General features: G+C 43.2%; 17 protein-coding genes and 2 pseudogenes. 9 read left to right on the top strand and 10 right to left on the bottom strand.

The features are described from left to right. Positions 1-5 precede the first annotated feature (5 nt). The 5 genes from BCV39_RS08155 to BCV39_RS08135 all read left to right on the top strand — a co-directional run bounded on the left by BCV39_RS08155 (position 6) and on the right by BCV39_RS08135 (position 5,465). Positions 6-1,223, top strand: coding sequence for an MFS transporter (locus tag BCV39_RS08155; RefSeq protein WP_102432970.1), 1,218 nt, complete (start codon positions 6-8; stop codon positions 1,221-1,223). Further along, complete coding sequence (locus tag BCV39_RS08150) at positions 1,195-3,060, top strand: IucA/IucC family protein (RefSeq protein ID WP_102432969.1); 1,866 nt, start codon at positions 1,195-1,197, stop codon at positions 3,058-3,060. Before BCV39_RS08155 ends, BCV39_RS08150 begins: the two co-directional genes overlap by 29 nt. Further along, positions 3,053-4,255: a type III PLP-dependent enzyme gene (locus BCV39_RS08145; protein ID WP_102432968.1), complete on the top strand. Its 1,203-nt coding sequence runs from the start codon at positions 3,053-3,055 to the stop codon at positions 4,253-4,255. Before BCV39_RS08150 ends, BCV39_RS08145 begins: the two co-directional genes overlap by 8 nt. A gap of 260 nt (positions 4,256-4,515) precedes the next feature. Continuing rightward, entirely contained in the window at positions 4,516-4,782 is a 267-nt protein-coding gene (locus tag BCV39_RS08140) for a DUF3081 domain-containing protein (protein ID WP_102432967.1), read from the top strand. Positions 4,783-4,829: 47 nt separating this feature from the next. Beyond that, positions 4,830-5,465 carry a CIA30 family protein gene (locus tag BCV39_RS08135; protein ID WP_102432966.1) on the top strand — a complete coding sequence of 212 codons (636 nt, stop codon included), beginning with the start codon at positions 4,830-4,832 and terminating at the stop codon, positions 5,463-5,465. Positions 5,466-5,542: 77 nt separating this feature from the next. Here the strand turns inward: BCV39_RS08135 and BCV39_RS08130 are convergent, their stop codons facing one another. Continuing rightward, complete coding sequence (locus BCV39_RS08130; protein ID WP_102432965.1) at positions 5,543-6,568, bottom strand: zinc-binding alcohol dehydrogenase family protein; 1,026 nt, start codon at positions 6,566-6,568, stop codon at positions 5,543-5,545. A 199-nt stretch (positions 6,569-6,767) separates the two neighbouring features. Between BCV39_RS08130 and BCV39_RS08125 the strand changes: the two genes are divergently transcribed. After that, positions 6,768-7,700 carry a LysR family transcriptional regulator gene (locus BCV39_RS08125; RefSeq protein ID WP_102433122.1) on the top strand — a complete coding sequence of 311 codons (933 nt, stop codon included), beginning with the start codon at positions 6,768-6,770 and terminating at the stop codon, positions 7,698-7,700. A gap of 104 nt (positions 7,701-7,804) precedes the next feature. Here BCV39_RS08125 and BCV39_RS08120 read toward each other — a convergent pair whose 3' ends face one another. The 7 genes and pseudogenes from BCV39_RS08120 to BCV39_RS23335 form a co-directional block, all read right to left on the bottom strand. Next, on the bottom strand, positions 7,805-8,191 hold the full coding sequence (locus BCV39_RS08120; RefSeq protein ID WP_048606034.1) for a hypothetical protein: 387 nt from the start codon (positions 8,189-8,191) through the stop codon (positions 7,805-7,807). Positions 8,192-8,735: 544 nt separating this feature from the next. Next, positions 8,736-9,116 (bottom strand): amidohydrolase family protein, encoded by a 381-nt coding sequence (locus BCV39_RS23350; RefSeq protein ID WP_241910224.1) that lies wholly within the window; start codon positions 9,114-9,116, stop codon positions 8,736-8,738. Then, positions 9,076-9,282, bottom strand: coding sequence for a hypothetical protein (locus BCV39_RS23345; RefSeq protein ID WP_241910223.1), 207 nt, complete (start codon positions 9,280-9,282; stop codon positions 9,076-9,078). The genes BCV39_RS23350 and BCV39_RS23345 overlap by 41 nt, the downstream gene beginning before the upstream one ends. An 11-nt stretch (positions 9,283-9,293) precedes the next feature. Beyond that, entirely contained in the window at positions 9,294-9,467 is a 174-nt protein-coding gene (locus BCV39_RS23340; protein WP_240698021.1) for a hypothetical protein, read from the bottom strand. Positions 9,468-9,624: 157 nt separating this feature from the next. Further along, entirely contained in the window at positions 9,625-9,795 is a 171-nt protein-coding gene (locus BCV39_RS23055) for a hypothetical protein (protein ID WP_157933149.1), read from the bottom strand. A 192-nt stretch (positions 9,796-9,987) separates the two neighbouring features. Then, entirely contained in the window at positions 9,988-10,284 is a 297-nt protein-coding gene (locus tag BCV39_RS08110; protein WP_133146460.1) for a hypothetical protein, read from the bottom strand. A 23-nt stretch (positions 10,285-10,307) separates the two neighbouring features. After that, a pseudogene (locus BCV39_RS23335) lies at positions 10,308-10,427 on the bottom strand (benzoate/H(+) symporter BenE family transporter); the annotation flags it as partial. 5 nt (positions 10,428-10,432) lie between these two features. Here BCV39_RS23335 and BCV39_RS08100 point away from each other — a divergent pair. Next, positions 10,433-10,750, top strand: a pseudogene (locus tag BCV39_RS08100) (cupin domain-containing protein); the annotation flags it as partial. A gap of 78 nt (positions 10,751-10,828) precedes the next feature. Here BCV39_RS08100 and BCV39_RS08095 read toward each other — a convergent pair. Continuing rightward, positions 10,829-11,878, bottom strand: coding sequence for a cysteine synthase A (locus BCV39_RS08095; protein WP_102433121.1), 1,050 nt, complete (start codon positions 11,876-11,878; stop codon positions 10,829-10,831). A 171-nt stretch (positions 11,879-12,049) separates the two neighbouring features. Here BCV39_RS08095 and BCV39_RS08090 point away from each other — a divergent pair, with 171 nt between their 5' ends. After that, the gene (locus tag BCV39_RS08090) at positions 12,050-12,265 is read left to right on the top strand and encodes a hypothetical protein (protein ID WP_050648117.1); all 216 of its coding nucleotides are present in this window, start codon (positions 12,050-12,052) and stop codon (positions 12,263-12,265) included. A gap of 301 nt (positions 12,266-12,566) precedes the next feature. On the opposite strand, the gene BCV39_RS08085 is transcribed toward BCV39_RS08090, so the two are convergent. Continuing rightward, complete coding sequence (locus BCV39_RS08085; protein ID WP_102433116.1) at positions 12,567-13,892, bottom strand: membrane dipeptidase; 1,326 nt, start codon at positions 13,890-13,892, stop codon at positions 12,567-12,569. Between the two features lie 137 nt (positions 13,893-14,029). Here BCV39_RS08085 and BCV39_RS08080 point away from each other — a divergent pair, with 137 nt between their 5' ends. Continuing rightward, the gene (locus BCV39_RS08080; RefSeq protein ID WP_157933148.1) at positions 14,030-15,025 is read left to right on the top strand and encodes an AraC family transcriptional regulator; all 996 of its coding nucleotides are present in this window, start codon (positions 14,030-14,032) and stop codon (positions 15,023-15,025) included. The last annotated feature ends 62 nt before the right edge of the window (positions 15,026-15,087 follow it).

Below are 15,087 nucleotides of genomic sequence, written 5' to 3'. Positions count from 1 at the left end.
CCGTCATGACCAAACTCATCTATTGCGTGCTTTTAAGCCACTTTATCGCCGCGTTTGCAGCTTTAGGAATGCCGTTGTTTTTGCCAATGGTATTGCCGACATTGGATGCAAACATTACTGCGGACTGGGCAGGGATACTGTTCATTTTACCCACCTTTTGCACTGCCGTTGCGGCACGTTTTTGGGGACAGTTTGCTGATAAATATGGCAGACGTCGATCTCTATTACGAGCTCAACTCGGGCTTGCAGCAGGCTTCGCGCTGTGTGGCTTAGCCGATAATCTATCCATGTTTGTGTTTGGTCTTGTCGTTCAAGGAACCTTTGGTGGCACCATGGCCGCCTCAAACAGCTACTTATCCAGTCAAATCAACGATGCGAAAGCACTCGGTAAATCACTCAATAAAACTCAGCTTTCTGCCCGTCTGGCGCTAATTATTGCTCCGATAGGGCTTGGCTGGAGTTTATCAGCAACAAACCCGCTGAACGCGTACCTGTGGCTGTCCGCTTTGCCGCTATTCGCGCTAGTGATCACCTTAACATTACCCATTGATGGCTTAGCGAAATCTAAGGGAATTGTAAAAGATCAGGCATCGAAGAAAGCTCAATGCAGCCAAGTCAATTCGTTAAATACGCTTTACTGGGTGTTTGGCGCGCAGTTCAGCTTTGCTTTCGCCATGGTCGTCACGTTCCCCTATTTCTCGCCTTATGTGCAGCAATATGGCGTGACAAATCAAGCGTGGATTGGATTTCTATATGCCCTCCCACATGGTGTTTATCTGCTCTTTGCAGGGAAAGTTCATCTGTTCTCTGAATGGGTTGATCGCCACCAGCTTGAACACAATCAAGCGCAGCGTACTTTATGGCTAGGCTTTGGTTTGCTTTCACTCAGTGCAACAATGCATCTCACGCTATATCAAGAAGTGTTGATTATTGCTCGTATTGTTTTCGGACTTGGCATGGTTTGCTGTTATCACGGCTTGCATCAAGCATTGGCAAACCAAATTGATCGACGACAAAGCGGCAAAGTATTTTCGCGCTTTGACGCTATGTCTAAATGGGGTGGCGTTGCGGCTGGATTGAGCGCGTCTTTGATATCAAGCCTGGGCTGGCTTGAGGTTCCTTTCATACTTTCTATGTTGGTCAGTGGCATTGCTGCTATCGCGCTGATCATCCATTCAAAATTTGGACATCAACATGTTACAGACTCAATTATCTCCAAGTGAATATTCCGCTGAAGACCAAGTTCTTCAAAATCGTAAAAAAGTACTGCTAAATCGAGAAAAAGCCCAACTCAATACCATCATGGGCGTGGTGAACTGTTACTTACGTGAATACGCGATACCCAATGAGCAGGTTGATTGGTACTACAGTTCTTCCTCTCTGCCTCAAACTTTGAAAAGAAACTACAATGCTCACCAGCGAGTGGCTATTCACCTGCTTCACCAAAATCAGCCTCAGAAAAATGGGCTGATGGTTTTACCTATTGAGTACACCAGTAAGCTGGGAAAAGTGAAACTCAGCGATACACCTTGGGCCAAAATGCCCGGTGCAGCTTGGTGTAAGTTGGACGCAACGCAAACCCTGACGCTTCTACTCAGTTACCTAAAACAAGTGCTGACGATTCCATTCAATCACGAATTGATCGAGCAAATGGAAAACAGTTTGTTGATCACCGAACAGTTCCTAAACTCAGACAGATCACCTCAGTATCACAATGCGTTTATCGCATCAGAACAATCGTTACTTTGGGGACATACTTTTCACCCAACGCCAAAGAGTCGATCAGGCGTAAGCATAGATGATCTGCTAGCGTGTTCCCCTGAGGTTGGAGCGAAAGTTCCTCTGTATTGGTTTAAGGTGGATACTGCGTTGTTCGACGTCTTGAGTTCAGATGACCGAACTTCACCAACGACCATGCTTGAACAACTTGCGCCAGACGAGAACAATTCAGCAACTACCATGCTTTACCCTTGCCACCCATGGGAAAGTTACACGCTTTTGCAAAACCCGGTGGTCAAAATGGCCATTGAACAAGGCAAAATCATGCCTCTTGGATTAGGGGGGAAAAAACTCTTACCTACTTCATCCGTGCGCACTCTGTATCACCCAGATATGGATTGGTTTGCTAAGTTCTCTATCAATGTACGTTTAACCAACTGTGTACGTAAAAACGCATGGTATGAACTCGATAGTGCCGTTCAATTAACCTCAATTCTTCATCCAATCAAAGAGAGTGAACAGCTACGTAATCCAGTATTCAAGGTAATGACAGAACCTTACGCCACAACATTGAATCTAGAGTCTGTGGCTGAACAAGAACATGCGGATGTTATTAAGGCTCGAGAATCATTTGGTATTTTATATCGAGAGAATTTCAGTTTAAGTGAAACCGATATTTTGCAACCAACGTTAGCGGGTGCGCTCTTTGCTTACGACACTGACGGGAACAGTTGCATCGCCACTCAACTCAATCAAAAAGCACAAACAACACAAAGCCAATATGCAAATATCGCCACGCTGTGGTTTGAACGCTATCTGCATTGTTTGATTCCTGGTGTCTTTAACTACTACTTCAAACACGGAGTTGCGTTTGAACCTCACCTACAAAACACGCTGATTGGTTTTGAAAAAGACATGCCATGCTGTGTATGGATTCGAGACTTAGAAGGCACTAAGCTGCTACCCGAATTTTGGCCATCAGAGACACTTCAGCAACTTTCAGAGCGTGCTCGTCAATCGGTGTACTACAGCCGTGAGCAAGGTTGGAACCGCATAGGTTACTGCACCTTCATTAACAATGTTAGTGAAGCTATTTTCTTTATCGCTGAGGGGGACTCGGCACTTGAGAATACGTTATGGGGAACTTTAAAAGACGCTATCGTCCGCTGGCAGTCGATCAATGGTCAGCAACCAGAACTGATGGCATTGATTAACAATGGCCACTTCCCAAGTAAAAATAACTTCACAACCCGTTTGATGAAAAATGCCGATAAAGAGTCTGGGTACACACTAGTTGCTGCACCTTGGCCGACTCACAAAAGAGGAGCTCAACATGCTTAATTCGCCTCAACTTCCTGAGAACATCCATCAAGAAATCCACCAATTGGCCAAGCAACAAACTCAACCATTATGTGCTTATCTTTATGATCTCGATGCATTGAAGCAGCACATTAAGCAGATGCGCCATGTATTACCAAAAAACGTAGAGCTATTTTACGCCGCGAAAGCGAATCCTTCAGCGCCGATACTGCGCACTTTAGCTCCTTATGTTGATGGTTTCGAAGCGGCATCAGGCGGAGAGCTTACACACCTCCACCAGCAACAACTCAATAAACCACTGATCTTTGGTGGCCCCGGGAAAATGCCAAGTGAATTAGAGCAAGCAATGGAACTCGATGTTGATGCAATTCATGTAGAGAGCCTCACTGAATTACAACGCATTGGTGCTTTAACTCAGAGGTTGAATCGACCTGCTTCGATCTTCCTGCGTATGAACATAGACATTGGTGATATCACACTGAGCAAATTAGCCATGGGAGGAAAGCCAACCCCGTTTGGCCTAGATGAGAGTGAGTTAAGTAATGCCTTGATGTACCTACGCGATTTCCCCTTAATAAAGCTGAAAGGCTTTCACTTCCATTTGATGTCACATCAACTCGACGTTGATCGCCACCTCGCCTTGATGCAACGCTATTTCCAAGTGGTCAAAGAGTGGAAAAAAACCTTCTCACTCGATGAGTTGATCATCAACCTCGGTGGAGGTATGGGAATCAATTACCATAACCCTAAACAACATTTCCCTTGGATGGAGTTCTGCGACAAATTGGAGTTCCTCATTTCCAAGGAACATTTACAAGATTGGAAGCTGCGTTTCGAATGTGGTCGCTACATCTCTGCACCGTGCGGTTATTACGTGATGGAGGTACTGGATATTAAGCAAAACCTTGGTGAGAACTTCGTGATTGCTCGTGGTGGAACACATCATTTCCGTACACCTGCGGCACAGAACCATGACCACCCTTTTGTTATCGTGAAAAGTAATCAACAACCCACCATTTCACATCCGATAAGCCATGCTACAGCCACACTAGTTGGACAACTTTGCACTCCAAAAGATGTGATGGCACGAAATCAACATATCGACCAGGTCGATATCGGTGACTATGTGGTGTTCACCCTAGCAGGCGCTTATGCTTGGAACATCTCGCATCAAAACTTCTTAATGCATGAACCTCCGGTGTTTCATTATTTCTAGGCACCCCGCTGTGCTCTATGATTTCTAACTGACGGTTTGAGTTGAACATCCATAGAGCCAGCTAAAGACACTAAATGAAAAAGGCGTTAGTAAACTCAGGTCTACTAACGCCTTTCTTATGTTTATCTTACTCTTTTACCAAACAACTACGGCGATTGAGTAACCGAATCCCCACAGTGATCGCAATGCAGAACCAAACCGTAGTTAATTTAAATACAAGCACTTAGCATTTTTCATCGACTGCGTAGAGGGAATGGTACATGGACAACAGAATCACCATTTTAGAGTTTCTCAGAGTGTTCGATTGCATTCGCTCCTCGGGCAAGCAATTGGATAGCAAATATCAATTGGGCGAGATGGTAGCTTGGCATGATTACGATGGTTACACCTGTTGGTTAAACTACCGAGACGTTACCGTGACCCTGATGTTCCACGGCTCATTGAAGATCGAATACGACAAAGCATCGAACTATGAAGACTTCATCAAGCGTTGTTTAGCTATGCTTGAAACTGAACCCTCTCCTTAAACTATGCATCGCTATAGAGCGAATAACGCATAGCCTACGAGGAAGCAGTGGAGAAAATGATGAACGGAACCCATTGTAAAAAGCGGTTACCCCTTAGGCTAACCACACCTTTACTCCTTCTACTCAGCCTACATTCGTTAATTCTTAAGGCAGATGCAACAGGGACAAACATGATCGACTTTACACAAGCGAGTGAGCATCAAAACTGGACAGTGACCAACGACAATGTAATGGGTGGCATCTCAACAGGCGAGCTCATTTATCTTGATAATATGAGTCGATTTAGGGGAGAGCTATCGTTAGAAAATAATGGTGGATTCAGTTCCATAAAGCGCTCCATTGAATCACCTGCCTATGAAATAGATAGTGCAGAGCTAATATTCTTTGGTGATGGACGCACCTACCAACTGAGGTTCACAACATCGAAGGACGGTCATCGCGTTCAATACAAACACGATTTCGATACCATTAAGGGAGAGCAATTTAGCAAGGTGTTCCACTTCCATGATTTTCAAGCGGTGTTCAGAGGTCGGCTACTGAGCGATGCGCCGGAACTTAAGGCACAAGACATCAAACAAATCGGCTTTTTGATTGCAGACAAGCAGCCCTCTCCTTTTGAGCTGGACCTAATACAGTTTCACTTCAAAACATCGCAACCTATCACATCACCAGAAGCTGACTAATCCGCAAACAAAAGCCCGTGATACCTTTTGACTAGCAATCAGATATCACGGGCTTCTTCTATTTAAACCGTCAACGATTAGTATTTGATGGCCGTTTTACCAATCGAGGCACTGCTTTCAATACGTTGATGTGCATCTTTGATTGTATCCACACTAAAGCCATTTAGGGTCGTGGTAAGCGTCGTTTTAATACGGCCCGCATCAATCAGATTCGCAGCTTGGAATAGGATGTCTTGCTGCTTCTGAATATCGTCGGTATTAAACAGCGAACGTGTAAACATCAGCTCCCAAACAAAGCCCGCTGATTTGCCTTGCAGCGCTGATAAGTCAACGCCACCGTCAAATTCAACAATCGAACTGATCATGCCTTGCGGTGCGATCAACTCAACCATCGCATCCCAGTGCCCTTTTGTATCAGCAACATTGAAAATGTAGTCGACATGTTGAATGCCTTGCTCTCGCACAGATTCGACAAGGTTACGGTGGTTCACCACATAGTCCGCTCCCATATCCCTTACCCACTGTTCCGTTTCAGGTCTTGAAGCTGTCGCGATAACATTGAGGTTGGTCAGTTGCTTAGCCAGTTGAATCGTAATTGAACCAACGCCGCCCGCACCACCAATGATCAGGATAGATTTTTTCTCTTCAAGACGAACTCGCAGGCGGTCAAACAATGCTTCCCAAGCGGTAAGTGTTGCTAGTGGCATCACTGCTGCAGCCTCATCAGAAAGGCTCTTAGGCGCTTTAGCCGTAATACGGTAATCCACAGCTTGGTATTCTGCGTTAGCACCCATGCGTGTTACGTCACCCGCATAGTACACTCGGTCACCGACTTCAAAGCCTTCAACGTCAGCACCTTTGCCAACAACTTCACCGACTGCGTCATAGCCCAACACTTTTGGCAGCTCAAGAGTTTTGTCTTTGGCATTACGAATACGAATTTTTGCGTCAGCAGGGTTGATAGAAGTCGCGCTCACTTTTACCAGCAAGTCATTATTTTTTAGTTCGGGAAGACTCGTTTCAAACTCAAATAAACTGTCTTGTTCTGTAATCGCAAGTGATTGAGTAAATCCGATTGCTTTCATTGTTAATGGTAATGACATGATACTTCTCCTTAAATTCGATAATTGAATCTTAGAGAATTCTCGCTTTAGATAAACAGCCTAATATTTGAATTATTATCAAATGATTTTTGATAATAAGATGTATATGCGCAGGAAAAATACTAAGATTAGCAATTTGAAAATGCCTAATTTATGGGTAACCGAACAACCGATTCAAGGTTCAGAACAGGGAAACGAAATGCTTCTTGAAGACTTACAGGTCATTTTGAAAGTGGCGGAGTTTCGCAGTATCACCGCTGCAGCCACCAACCTAAATATGCGCACTGCCACAGCAAGTGCAGCAGTAAAACGTGTTGAAGCGGCACTCGGTGCTGAGTTATTTGTAAGAACCACGCGCCACCTAAGGCTCTCTTCTGCAGGCGAGCGTTATTTACCGGAATGCGAACAAGCCTTAAAGATGTTGGAGCAAGCAAAGCTCAACATGCGCGAAGAGCTCGGTATTCTTGACGGTGAAATTCGAATTGCGCTTTCATCGGATCTAGGACGCAACCTAATCACACCTTGGTTAGATGAGTTCTTGCTTGAATACCCAAAGGCGACGCTTCGTACTAGCATCAGCGATAGCAATATCGACTTCTACCGAGATTCCGTCGATATTGCGTTGCGTTATGGCTCCCCGACCGATGCCAATATGTATGGCTTTAAAATCTGTGATGTACCCAGAATATTATGTGCGGCCCCTGAATACTTGGCTGAAATGGGAACACCAAAACATCCGAGTGACTTAGCTCAGCACAATGGTTTGCTTTATCAACTCCACGACATGTTGCAAGACGAGTGGGTGTTTAACGATGGTGCTCAAGATCATAAAGTGAAACTAAAAGGAAATCGCGCTTCCAACGACGCAGACCTTGTAAGGCGTTGGTGTATCGCAAGTAAAGGAGTGGCAATAAAATCTTGTCTAGACATGTCACCTCATCTGCTTTCAGGTGAAGTTATTAAAATTATGCCTGAATTTAAGCCGACACCTACCGAGTTGTGGTTAGTGTGTCCAAGTCGTCAATCCATCACTCCGACTGTGCGTCTACTGAGAGATTTATTCAGAGAGAAGACCGCAGAGATCCTTTCGCAACTGAGCGAGCAAGGCATTATAGATACTCAAAAGTCTTAGCGACCTAGAGATAAAAAAGGCGTTAGTGAACTTTTAAGCCACTAACGCCTTTCATCATTTGAACATCACACCATATTGATAGATGTATCGTCTAATACGAGTGCTTAGTTTGACTCGTCTTCAACGTCACAGTCAGCACAGCACTGAAGAGCAATCTCATGTTCGAAGGTGATGGTGTCTTTACCTTCTTCTACTAGCTCTGCGATTTCGTCTGCCACTTCTTTTTCATCATCCGCTTCGATTCCACTTTCTAACTCTTCTTCTGAATAACCAAAGAAGTTAAGCAGTAAGTACTCGCGAGCTTCTTCTTTCGTGCAAACAACGTCTGCTGAAAGATCGGGTGTAACCTCGCCTTGTGCAAGTGTCGCTGTCACTTGTGCGATAGCATCATCTTTCATCGCAGGCGTTAACCAACCAAGATCAGTACTTACTGTCGTTTTTTTACAGTCGAAGCAAGGCAGTTGGTGAAAGTAGTATTGAAAGGTAGTCATAGGTAAATTCTTCTTTAAATGTTGTATAGCGAGATTATGCGCGTTTTGTAGCAAATTACTATCTCAATCAACATTGGAGGCAGAATAGCCGCTAGTTATTTGTACTAAGAGTAAACAAATTAATGAGATGACGTAACAAAAATGCTTTTTCTAGTCGACCTATCCGTATCACAAACTCACAACAAAGCTAAATACGAACCGCTCCAGATAAAGCGACAACCCGTTGGAGTTTACACATCAGTATTTAAGAAATAGTAGCGGTAGGTAAAGTTAAGCTCCCTTCCTGTAGCGACCAAAGCTTCGTTCTGTATCTTCAACCCCAAAAGTAACCTCCCCATACTTACAAGGTACGCGTTTCTATTGTCTCCAGTTCGAGGTTTTAGCTTTCGATTTTCCCTTTTGCATACTCGATCAATCACTCGTAGGAGCTCCGTTAGCATTATGGGGGAAGGTTCAATTCGATCAAGGCATCAATACCTTTGACCGGCATAAAAAAAGAGCACTGGCGTGCTCTTTGGAGTTACGTGAAAGTCTATTTTTATGATTAAGCCATTTCTGGTTCTTTCACTGACGTTGTTGCATTCTTATGCACGGTAACATCGCCACCTAACACTGTTGCATGTACGCGAATGTCTTTGATTTCTAGCTTGGGTGTCTCTAATGGGTTTGCGTTTAACACAGCAAAATCAGCTAATTTCCCTCCACAAATCGAGCCCTTATTGTCCTCATGCCCCATTAAGTAAGCAGCACCTAGTGTAACCGCATGGAGAGCTTGTTCTGCGGGTAAGCACTCCTTCTCACCGTACACATTGCCAGAAAAAATACACTTGCGATTCATTGCCCCCCACATCATAAACAGCGGATTAACCTGAGTTACACCATCGTCACACTGAAAAGCGACCGTTTTCGCATAATACAAATTCAAGGTTGTCATCTAAGCTAAAGCCTGACTTTTCAAGCGCTAATGTATTCAGACCAGCAAGGTGGCAGCTTGCGTGCATAAAAAACACTGGAGAGTCACCAATCACTGAATCTAAGAAATAACGATTCACAACCGTGTCATCTGCCATCAATAATGGATCTAACCCCATAGATTTAACCATCAACTCGCTTTTCCAGCCTGCTCTATCGTACCTGTGAATAGTATTTTCCCACCTCGTACAACGGTTGCCGAAGCCTTTGGAATATCTGCATTCATTGTAATAAAATGGCCGGTGTATAGGACGGTTTCTTCATTGTATTGAACACCAGGCTTAAGAGCTGTTTTAGTTCTCATTGTTAAACTCCAAATGTGTAAGGTGTATTGTATTTTTGTTCGTCTTCAACTTGTCTTAACCTGGATTTCGTTTCGAGAATTTAAAAGTGAAATAAAATGATGAAATAAAATAGCGATCTAAAAAAAGGTAAAGATTATGATTTATATGAGTTTTTAGCTATAAGGAGTGCCAGTGCTGTTCAAAAAAGGAATGAACTTCAAAACTGCCGATTGGGTACTCATACTCAATCTCGGGGTTAAAAGTAAAGGTCGATAGCTCTAAGATAATGAACAAACTCAATAATGCCGCCATCATAATCACAACGAACAATTTAAAATAAAAACTCATCACTGCATTCCTTATTAATTAGTAATGTAGTCTTTATAAAGCTTATTCATCGTCCGTTTATTGACAATCCACGCTATAAAACAAATTTTCATCTATTGTCATTTTTATTATTTGCCCTCGATATAGTTGAATGAATCTACTCAGTAAAAAAGCGAGCCACTTGGGCTCGCTTTTGAATAGTCTTTACTGTTTCTAATCAAAACGATAATAGAAACCAAGGATCACATCGTAACTCGCTTCATTTTCCATATCTTTGAGCATCAGATACGGCTCTAGGCCAGACTCTCCCATGTATCCTACATAAAACTCGTGGCTAACAAGATAGTTGTCCCCCATAGATTCATACGCTAAACCGAAATCTAACTCTGCGCTCATTTTCTCAGACAAAGGCATACGGCACTTACCATGTACCGCTCCTGGGTTGTACTCCAATCCGGTTGTATCTTTTTTGGCTTCAACACTAAATATACCGGCGACAGACCCCGCCATTTGATGCCCCCCCCCCCCAAAAAAAAAAATGTACTACCGATTCCCAGTAAATTAGTACCAGACACCGTGAATAAGAAAGTAAGCAGTGCGGGTTCTCGGTAGTGATTGTCTGCCATTGATAAGGAAAGGCAATTCATCAACGTGGTACCTAAGACATGAAGAATACAACATTGGCTTTTTCGTCAGTTAGTTGTTTCCTTTTGAGGAAGCACTAGGGTTTGAAATATTCGAACTCACCCTAGCACCCGATTACCAGCATGAATCCGCACCACATAACGCAGGCGTCACTGAGCATAGCTTATGTATTTCAGGAGAGACGGCCGCGGTGTTTGGTGGTGAGTGGCATACGTTACGAGCAGGGCAAGCAGTTCGCTTCAATGCTAACCAGAACCATGGCTACAAAAATATCGGTGGAGACAATGCGGTGTTCCATAATGTAATTCACTACCCTAATAACAAGCAATAGTGCCAGATTTACCGCTAACGGATGTTTAGCGCTAACGAAAGAGCTGTCAAACCACTGACCAGTATTACTTTTGAACGACTATACGTTGACGACCATGCTGCCATCTTCGGCTTGATAACGAGCCCATAGTTGAGAGAGGTTTTCTTTATTGAGCTGTATCTCTTTTTCTTTCAGAAAAACTTCGTTGTGCAGCTTCGAATACGAGCGCTCAGCAAGGTCACAGCTAAATGTAACGATGGTTTTCCCTTCCCCCATTCTAGCCGCAGCGTATAGCGCCCCAGCTACGTTCAATGACGAACTGCTTCCTAGAAGAATACCGTCATGCTCCGCAACAAGGCGAGATATTGTAACTAAATCCTGATCGGGTAGAGTGATTGCACGATTGATTTTTGCCTGCCTGAAATTTTCAACCGTCCGCATGATCCCTATGCCTTCCGTGAACGAGCTTCCCGTTGATTGATAGTGTCCATTACGGAGAAATGAATAAATGCCGGACCCATTTGGGTCAACTAACCAAGTTTCGAGATTGGGTTGCTGCTCAGATAGATAGTGTGAGTTTCCAGCAATGGTTCCCCCCGTCCCCACCACTGAAACTAGAGCATCAATATTACCTTGTGTTTGCTGCCAGATCTCCGGTCCCGTATTTAAATAGTGCGCTCGATAATTACTGAGATTTTCGAACTGATCTGCCCACCAATAATTCTCATTTTCAACGCCAATCCGCTTGGCCGTGTGGTAAAAGTGTTCAGGGTTTGCAAACGGACAAGGGTCGACCAATAACAGTTCAGCGTTATAAAGCGAGATCATACGCTCTTTCTCTTGTGCCTGCCCTTTTGGCATCACCACCAACATTTTGTAACCGAGAGATTTAGCCACTAGAGCAAGGCCGATCCCCGTATTTCCTGCGGTACCTTCAACGATTGTCATCCCAGGCTTAAGCTTGCCAGCTTCTACGGCATCCTTAACAAGCTGAAGAGCTGCTCTATCTTTAATCGAACCACCCGGGTTCTGGTGTTCGCACTTAAGAAGAATCTCACAACCTGATATCTCTGAAAGACTGTTGATTCTAACAAGATCGGTATCGCCAATCAGTTCGCTGAGATTGTTTGCAATATGGGCAGATGACATCGCGACTCCGTTTATTTGTTGAGGATAGGTTTGTTCTTCGATTGGTTTGTCGATGATCATAAGCGTAGCTCTGAGACCTGCTTAGTCAAGAAGTGCCGGAATTGAAAACACTTTCATTTTCCAAATAACAATTATAATTAGGGGTGATCGATTAGATTGAGGGTAAATAAGATGTTTCTAAAAGAGAAAAAGAGCGGTGACCTCGTAGATGTTACTGAAATGACCAAATTAACCAACTTATTCCAGGACAGTATCGAAGGTCGGTTTCAAGCTGGTGAAGAGCAGCAAGACCCTGAGATTTTTAAAAAGTCCGAACTGATGTTTATGTCAGGTGAAGAGTTACCTAGATGCTGGACAGATCCAAACTACCGCTCAGGGACTAAATAACCTAAGCGATTCCGGAGCACCAGAAACTCTGTTCTAAAGGTGTTTGACAAGCGCCTTGTAGGCTATAGCCCCTGCTAAAACATTCAGACGCACCTTAACTAGACACCAAAAAGCGAGCCACTTGGGCTCGCTTTTCATTATCTGATTTTCTTAGAATCTATTACAGATAGTTCTACCAACGGTTAAATAATCACGAGCTCTTCGTTGGCTAGCAAGCTATTAGAATCGCAACTACTAACACGGATTTGGACAAGTAATCGCTAGGTCGTGTTGGACAAATCGTTAAATAAGTTTAAATGCCTTAGTTAGACTTTTTAGTGTCTAGATGTCTTAGATCTTCAACTACTGGTTGGATCCTTACGTCATTTCCTCCTTTCCAGTTAGCTGCATATACTCGCATCCAGTTTTCACCTAGGAATAGAGAAACTTCATCTTTCGTCCAACCATGTGTTGTTTCCAAAGCATCGACCACGGCCCAAATATCGGCAGGATGCCCAATCTCAGAGATGGATCCATACCCTAATGCTGGTGGGTAGTTTTGTGGATTCGAGGAAATCATTGTAAGTGAATCTTTAAGGTTGTGTAGGTAATCAACAGCAACGGCGACATGACGCTTACCATCGACACCAAGTTCACGCTCAATTAAATCAGAAATATAGACAATGTGTCCGGCAACTGATTCGCCCGATGCATCGGACTCCTTGTTCAGGAAGCCGCCAACAAAATTAACGCCTATTAGACCATCAGTCTTAGCGATCGCTAATATTGCTTCATCATTGATATTTCTAGAAATTGGCATGAGTGCAGCAGCATTTGAATGTGAAGCCACTACAGGGGTTGTAGAGTATTTAGCTATATCAATACATGTTTGGTTTGAGTCGTGCGAGCAATCCGGTACCACACCATTTTTGTTCATGTGCTTTAATGCGGCTAATCCTAATTTTGTCAGCCCCTCACCATTTCCTACGCCTCCCTTTACAGATTCACCAGAGCCAGAAAACTGATTGTTTTTATTGTAAGTGAATGACATGAGCTTAACGTCTTGGCTAAATCGGTCAATATGAGTTATATCTTCACCCATGGGGGTGATTGCCTGAAAATTAAAGATAACTGAGGTGACACCTACAGCTTTGTTTGCCTCGATTTCTTCAACGGTTGTCACGTGTTTTTGGCCATGTTTTTCGGCCAAATATTTTTTTGTAGCAGGCACTCGATCATAAATTTCTTCGATGGTTTTATCGGTGCCATTTGATAGCGTGGTTGAATAAACATCGTAATCCTCCTTACCAGCAATCGCGAGCATATCAAACTGTTCAGCCGTCATTGCAGGGAAGCCTTTCCCATCTGAACCAATCCCACCGACAGCAGTGCCATCGATAACAATGCGATCAGCATACTTTGCCTTATACTTTTTACGAAACTTAGCGCGATCCTCGTCAGTGTATGGCGCAGCAGCATCCACTAAAATATCAATACGCTGCTTTATTTGATCGGCTGGTTTTACATTACCCTCGTGATCAAGCGCATTCCAATATTTAGCATTAATATCTTCAGAGAGTGTAACTTCAGAAGAAACCGCGCCAGTTGCTACGGTTAAACATGTGAGTGCCAGTATTGAATATTTCATATGCGCTTCCTGATTAAAGTGAATCTAAATAGTAAACAGATTGTTATAGCCATCTTAATTTATTCATATCTGCAACTACTTACCTTTTTATGCAAAGGGAGTATATTATAAGAAATCACGTTAAGTTGGAGTTAAGAGTGATTCCATTAGTCAGTGCCCAATTAGTGAAAGCCATTTTGAGTGGTTATCAAAAAGTACTCGGAAAGACAGTAGATATAGAAGCCTTTGGCCTTAGCTATCATATCTATGAACAAAACTCATATTACTTTCCGTCTAAACCACTCATCGTTTTTCTTAACTTCTTACACCATACTTTGAGCACAAAACAACTCGTTGATTTTTATACATATATAATCAATAACTTTGCTATTCCTCATTACTTGGCCCAGTGTTCGAGTAAGCCTACCAATGTAAGAGATTCTTTGCAGAAGATGATAGAGATTTCTCGGATACAAGCGCCGTCCGCTCAGATTACGTTAGAAGAAAATAGCGACGTATTTTGGCTAAAAAGAACCCAAGTGATTCATGGATTGGATGACACACCCTCTGACTTTGTATTCGTTCTCTTTGTTCAGTTATGGATCAACACCATGTTGGGCAAGGCAGTGAAAATACATAAAATTCACACCCCTTCAAAGTCGCTATTTACACTTGGGACATTAACAGTGACTAACCCTCAAACGGATATTCATTATCAAAAGGGGTTCACTAGCGTTGGCTTGTTAACTTCGTTATTAGAACGAGAAACGACCTTACCTAATGAGTATTTTGAAAATCTACAATCGAGATTAGAGCCGATTGATTTTTTAGATTCGGTCAAACATGCGATGGACAGTTATCTTGGAACTGAAAACTACAGTATTGATAGAATTGCCGGCGTGCTAGGTGTAAGCGTCCGTCAGTTTCAATACAATTTAGAAGCACATGGTGTTACGTATCAGAAGTTGAAAGATGAAGTGATACAACACAATGCGAAATGGCTAATACTACAGAATCAGTCGAATTTATCGACTATTGCGACGCAACTTGGCTACTCTTCTATCACTCAGTTTTCGAGAAGCATTAAACGCATTACGGGCATGTCTCCACGCGCGTACAAACAGCATTTGTTCAATGAACAACTTGGGAGCTAAGGGGCGAAAGAATACCGATGTTCGACTCTTCGATTTAGAGCCAAATCTTAGATACATGTATA

The organism is Vibrio sp. 10N.286.55.E10 (assembly GCF_002872555.1).
In the GTDB taxonomy this organism is placed as follows: Bacteria; Pseudomonadota; Gammaproteobacteria; order Enterobacterales; family Vibrionaceae; genus Vibrio; species Vibrio crassostreae.
Note: the sequence above shows the minus strand (reverse complement) of the source record. Positions and strands in the feature narration are given on the sequence as shown.

What these genes read in the sequence shown, in the direction of transcription:
- BCV39_RS08155 (WP_102432970.1), top strand. Translation starts at nt 6, where the DNA reads ATGACCAAACTCATCTATTGCGTGCTTTTAAGCCACTTTATCGCCGCG.
- BCV39_RS08150 (WP_102432969.1), top strand. Translation starts at nt 1,195, where the DNA reads ATGTTACAGACTCAATTATCTCCAAGTGAATATTCCGCTGAAGACCAA.
- BCV39_RS08145 (WP_102432968.1), top strand. Translation starts at nt 3,053, where the DNA reads ATGCTTAATTCGCCTCAACTTCCTGAGAACATCCATCAAGAAATCCAC.
- BCV39_RS08140 (WP_102432967.1), top strand. Translation starts at nt 4,516, where the DNA reads ATGGACAACAGAATCACCATTTTAGAGTTTCTCAGAGTGTTCGATTGC.
- BCV39_RS08130 (WP_102432965.1), bottom strand. Translation starts at nt 6,568, where the DNA reads ATGTCATTACCATTAACAATGAAAGCAATCGGATTTACTCAATCACTT.
- BCV39_RS08125 (WP_102433122.1), top strand. Translation starts at nt 6,768, where the DNA reads ATGCTTCTTGAAGACTTACAGGTCATTTTGAAAGTGGCGGAGTTTCGC.
- BCV39_RS08120 (WP_048606034.1), bottom strand. Translation starts at nt 8,191, where the DNA reads ATGACTACCTTTCAATACTACTTTCACCAACTGCCTTGCTTCGACTGT.
- BCV39_RS23345 (WP_241910223.1), bottom strand. Translation starts at nt 9,282, where the DNA reads ATGGGGTTAGATCCATTATTGATGGCAGATGACACGGTTGTGAATCGT.
- BCV39_RS23340 (WP_240698021.1), bottom strand. Translation starts at nt 9,467, where the DNA reads ATGAGAACTAAAACAGCTCTTAAGCCTGGTGTTCAATACAATGAAGAA.
- BCV39_RS23055 (WP_157933149.1), bottom strand. Translation starts at nt 9,795, where the DNA reads ATGAGTTTTTATTTTAAATTGTTCGTTGTGATTATGATGGCGGCATTA.
- BCV39_RS08110 (WP_133146460.1), bottom strand. Translation starts at nt 10,284, where the DNA reads ATGGCGGGGTCTGTCGCCGGTATATTTAGTGTTGAAGCCAAAAAAGAT.
- BCV39_RS08095 (WP_102433121.1), bottom strand. Translation starts at nt 11,878, where the DNA reads ATGTCATCTGCCCATATTGCAAACAATCTCAGCGAACTGATTGGCGAT.
- BCV39_RS08090 (WP_050648117.1), top strand. Translation starts at nt 12,050, where the DNA reads ATGTTTCTAAAAGAGAAAAAGAGCGGTGACCTCGTAGATGTTACTGAA.
- BCV39_RS08085 (WP_102433116.1), bottom strand. Translation starts at nt 13,892, where the DNA reads ATGAAATATTCAATACTGGCACTCACATGTTTAACCGTAGCAACTGGC.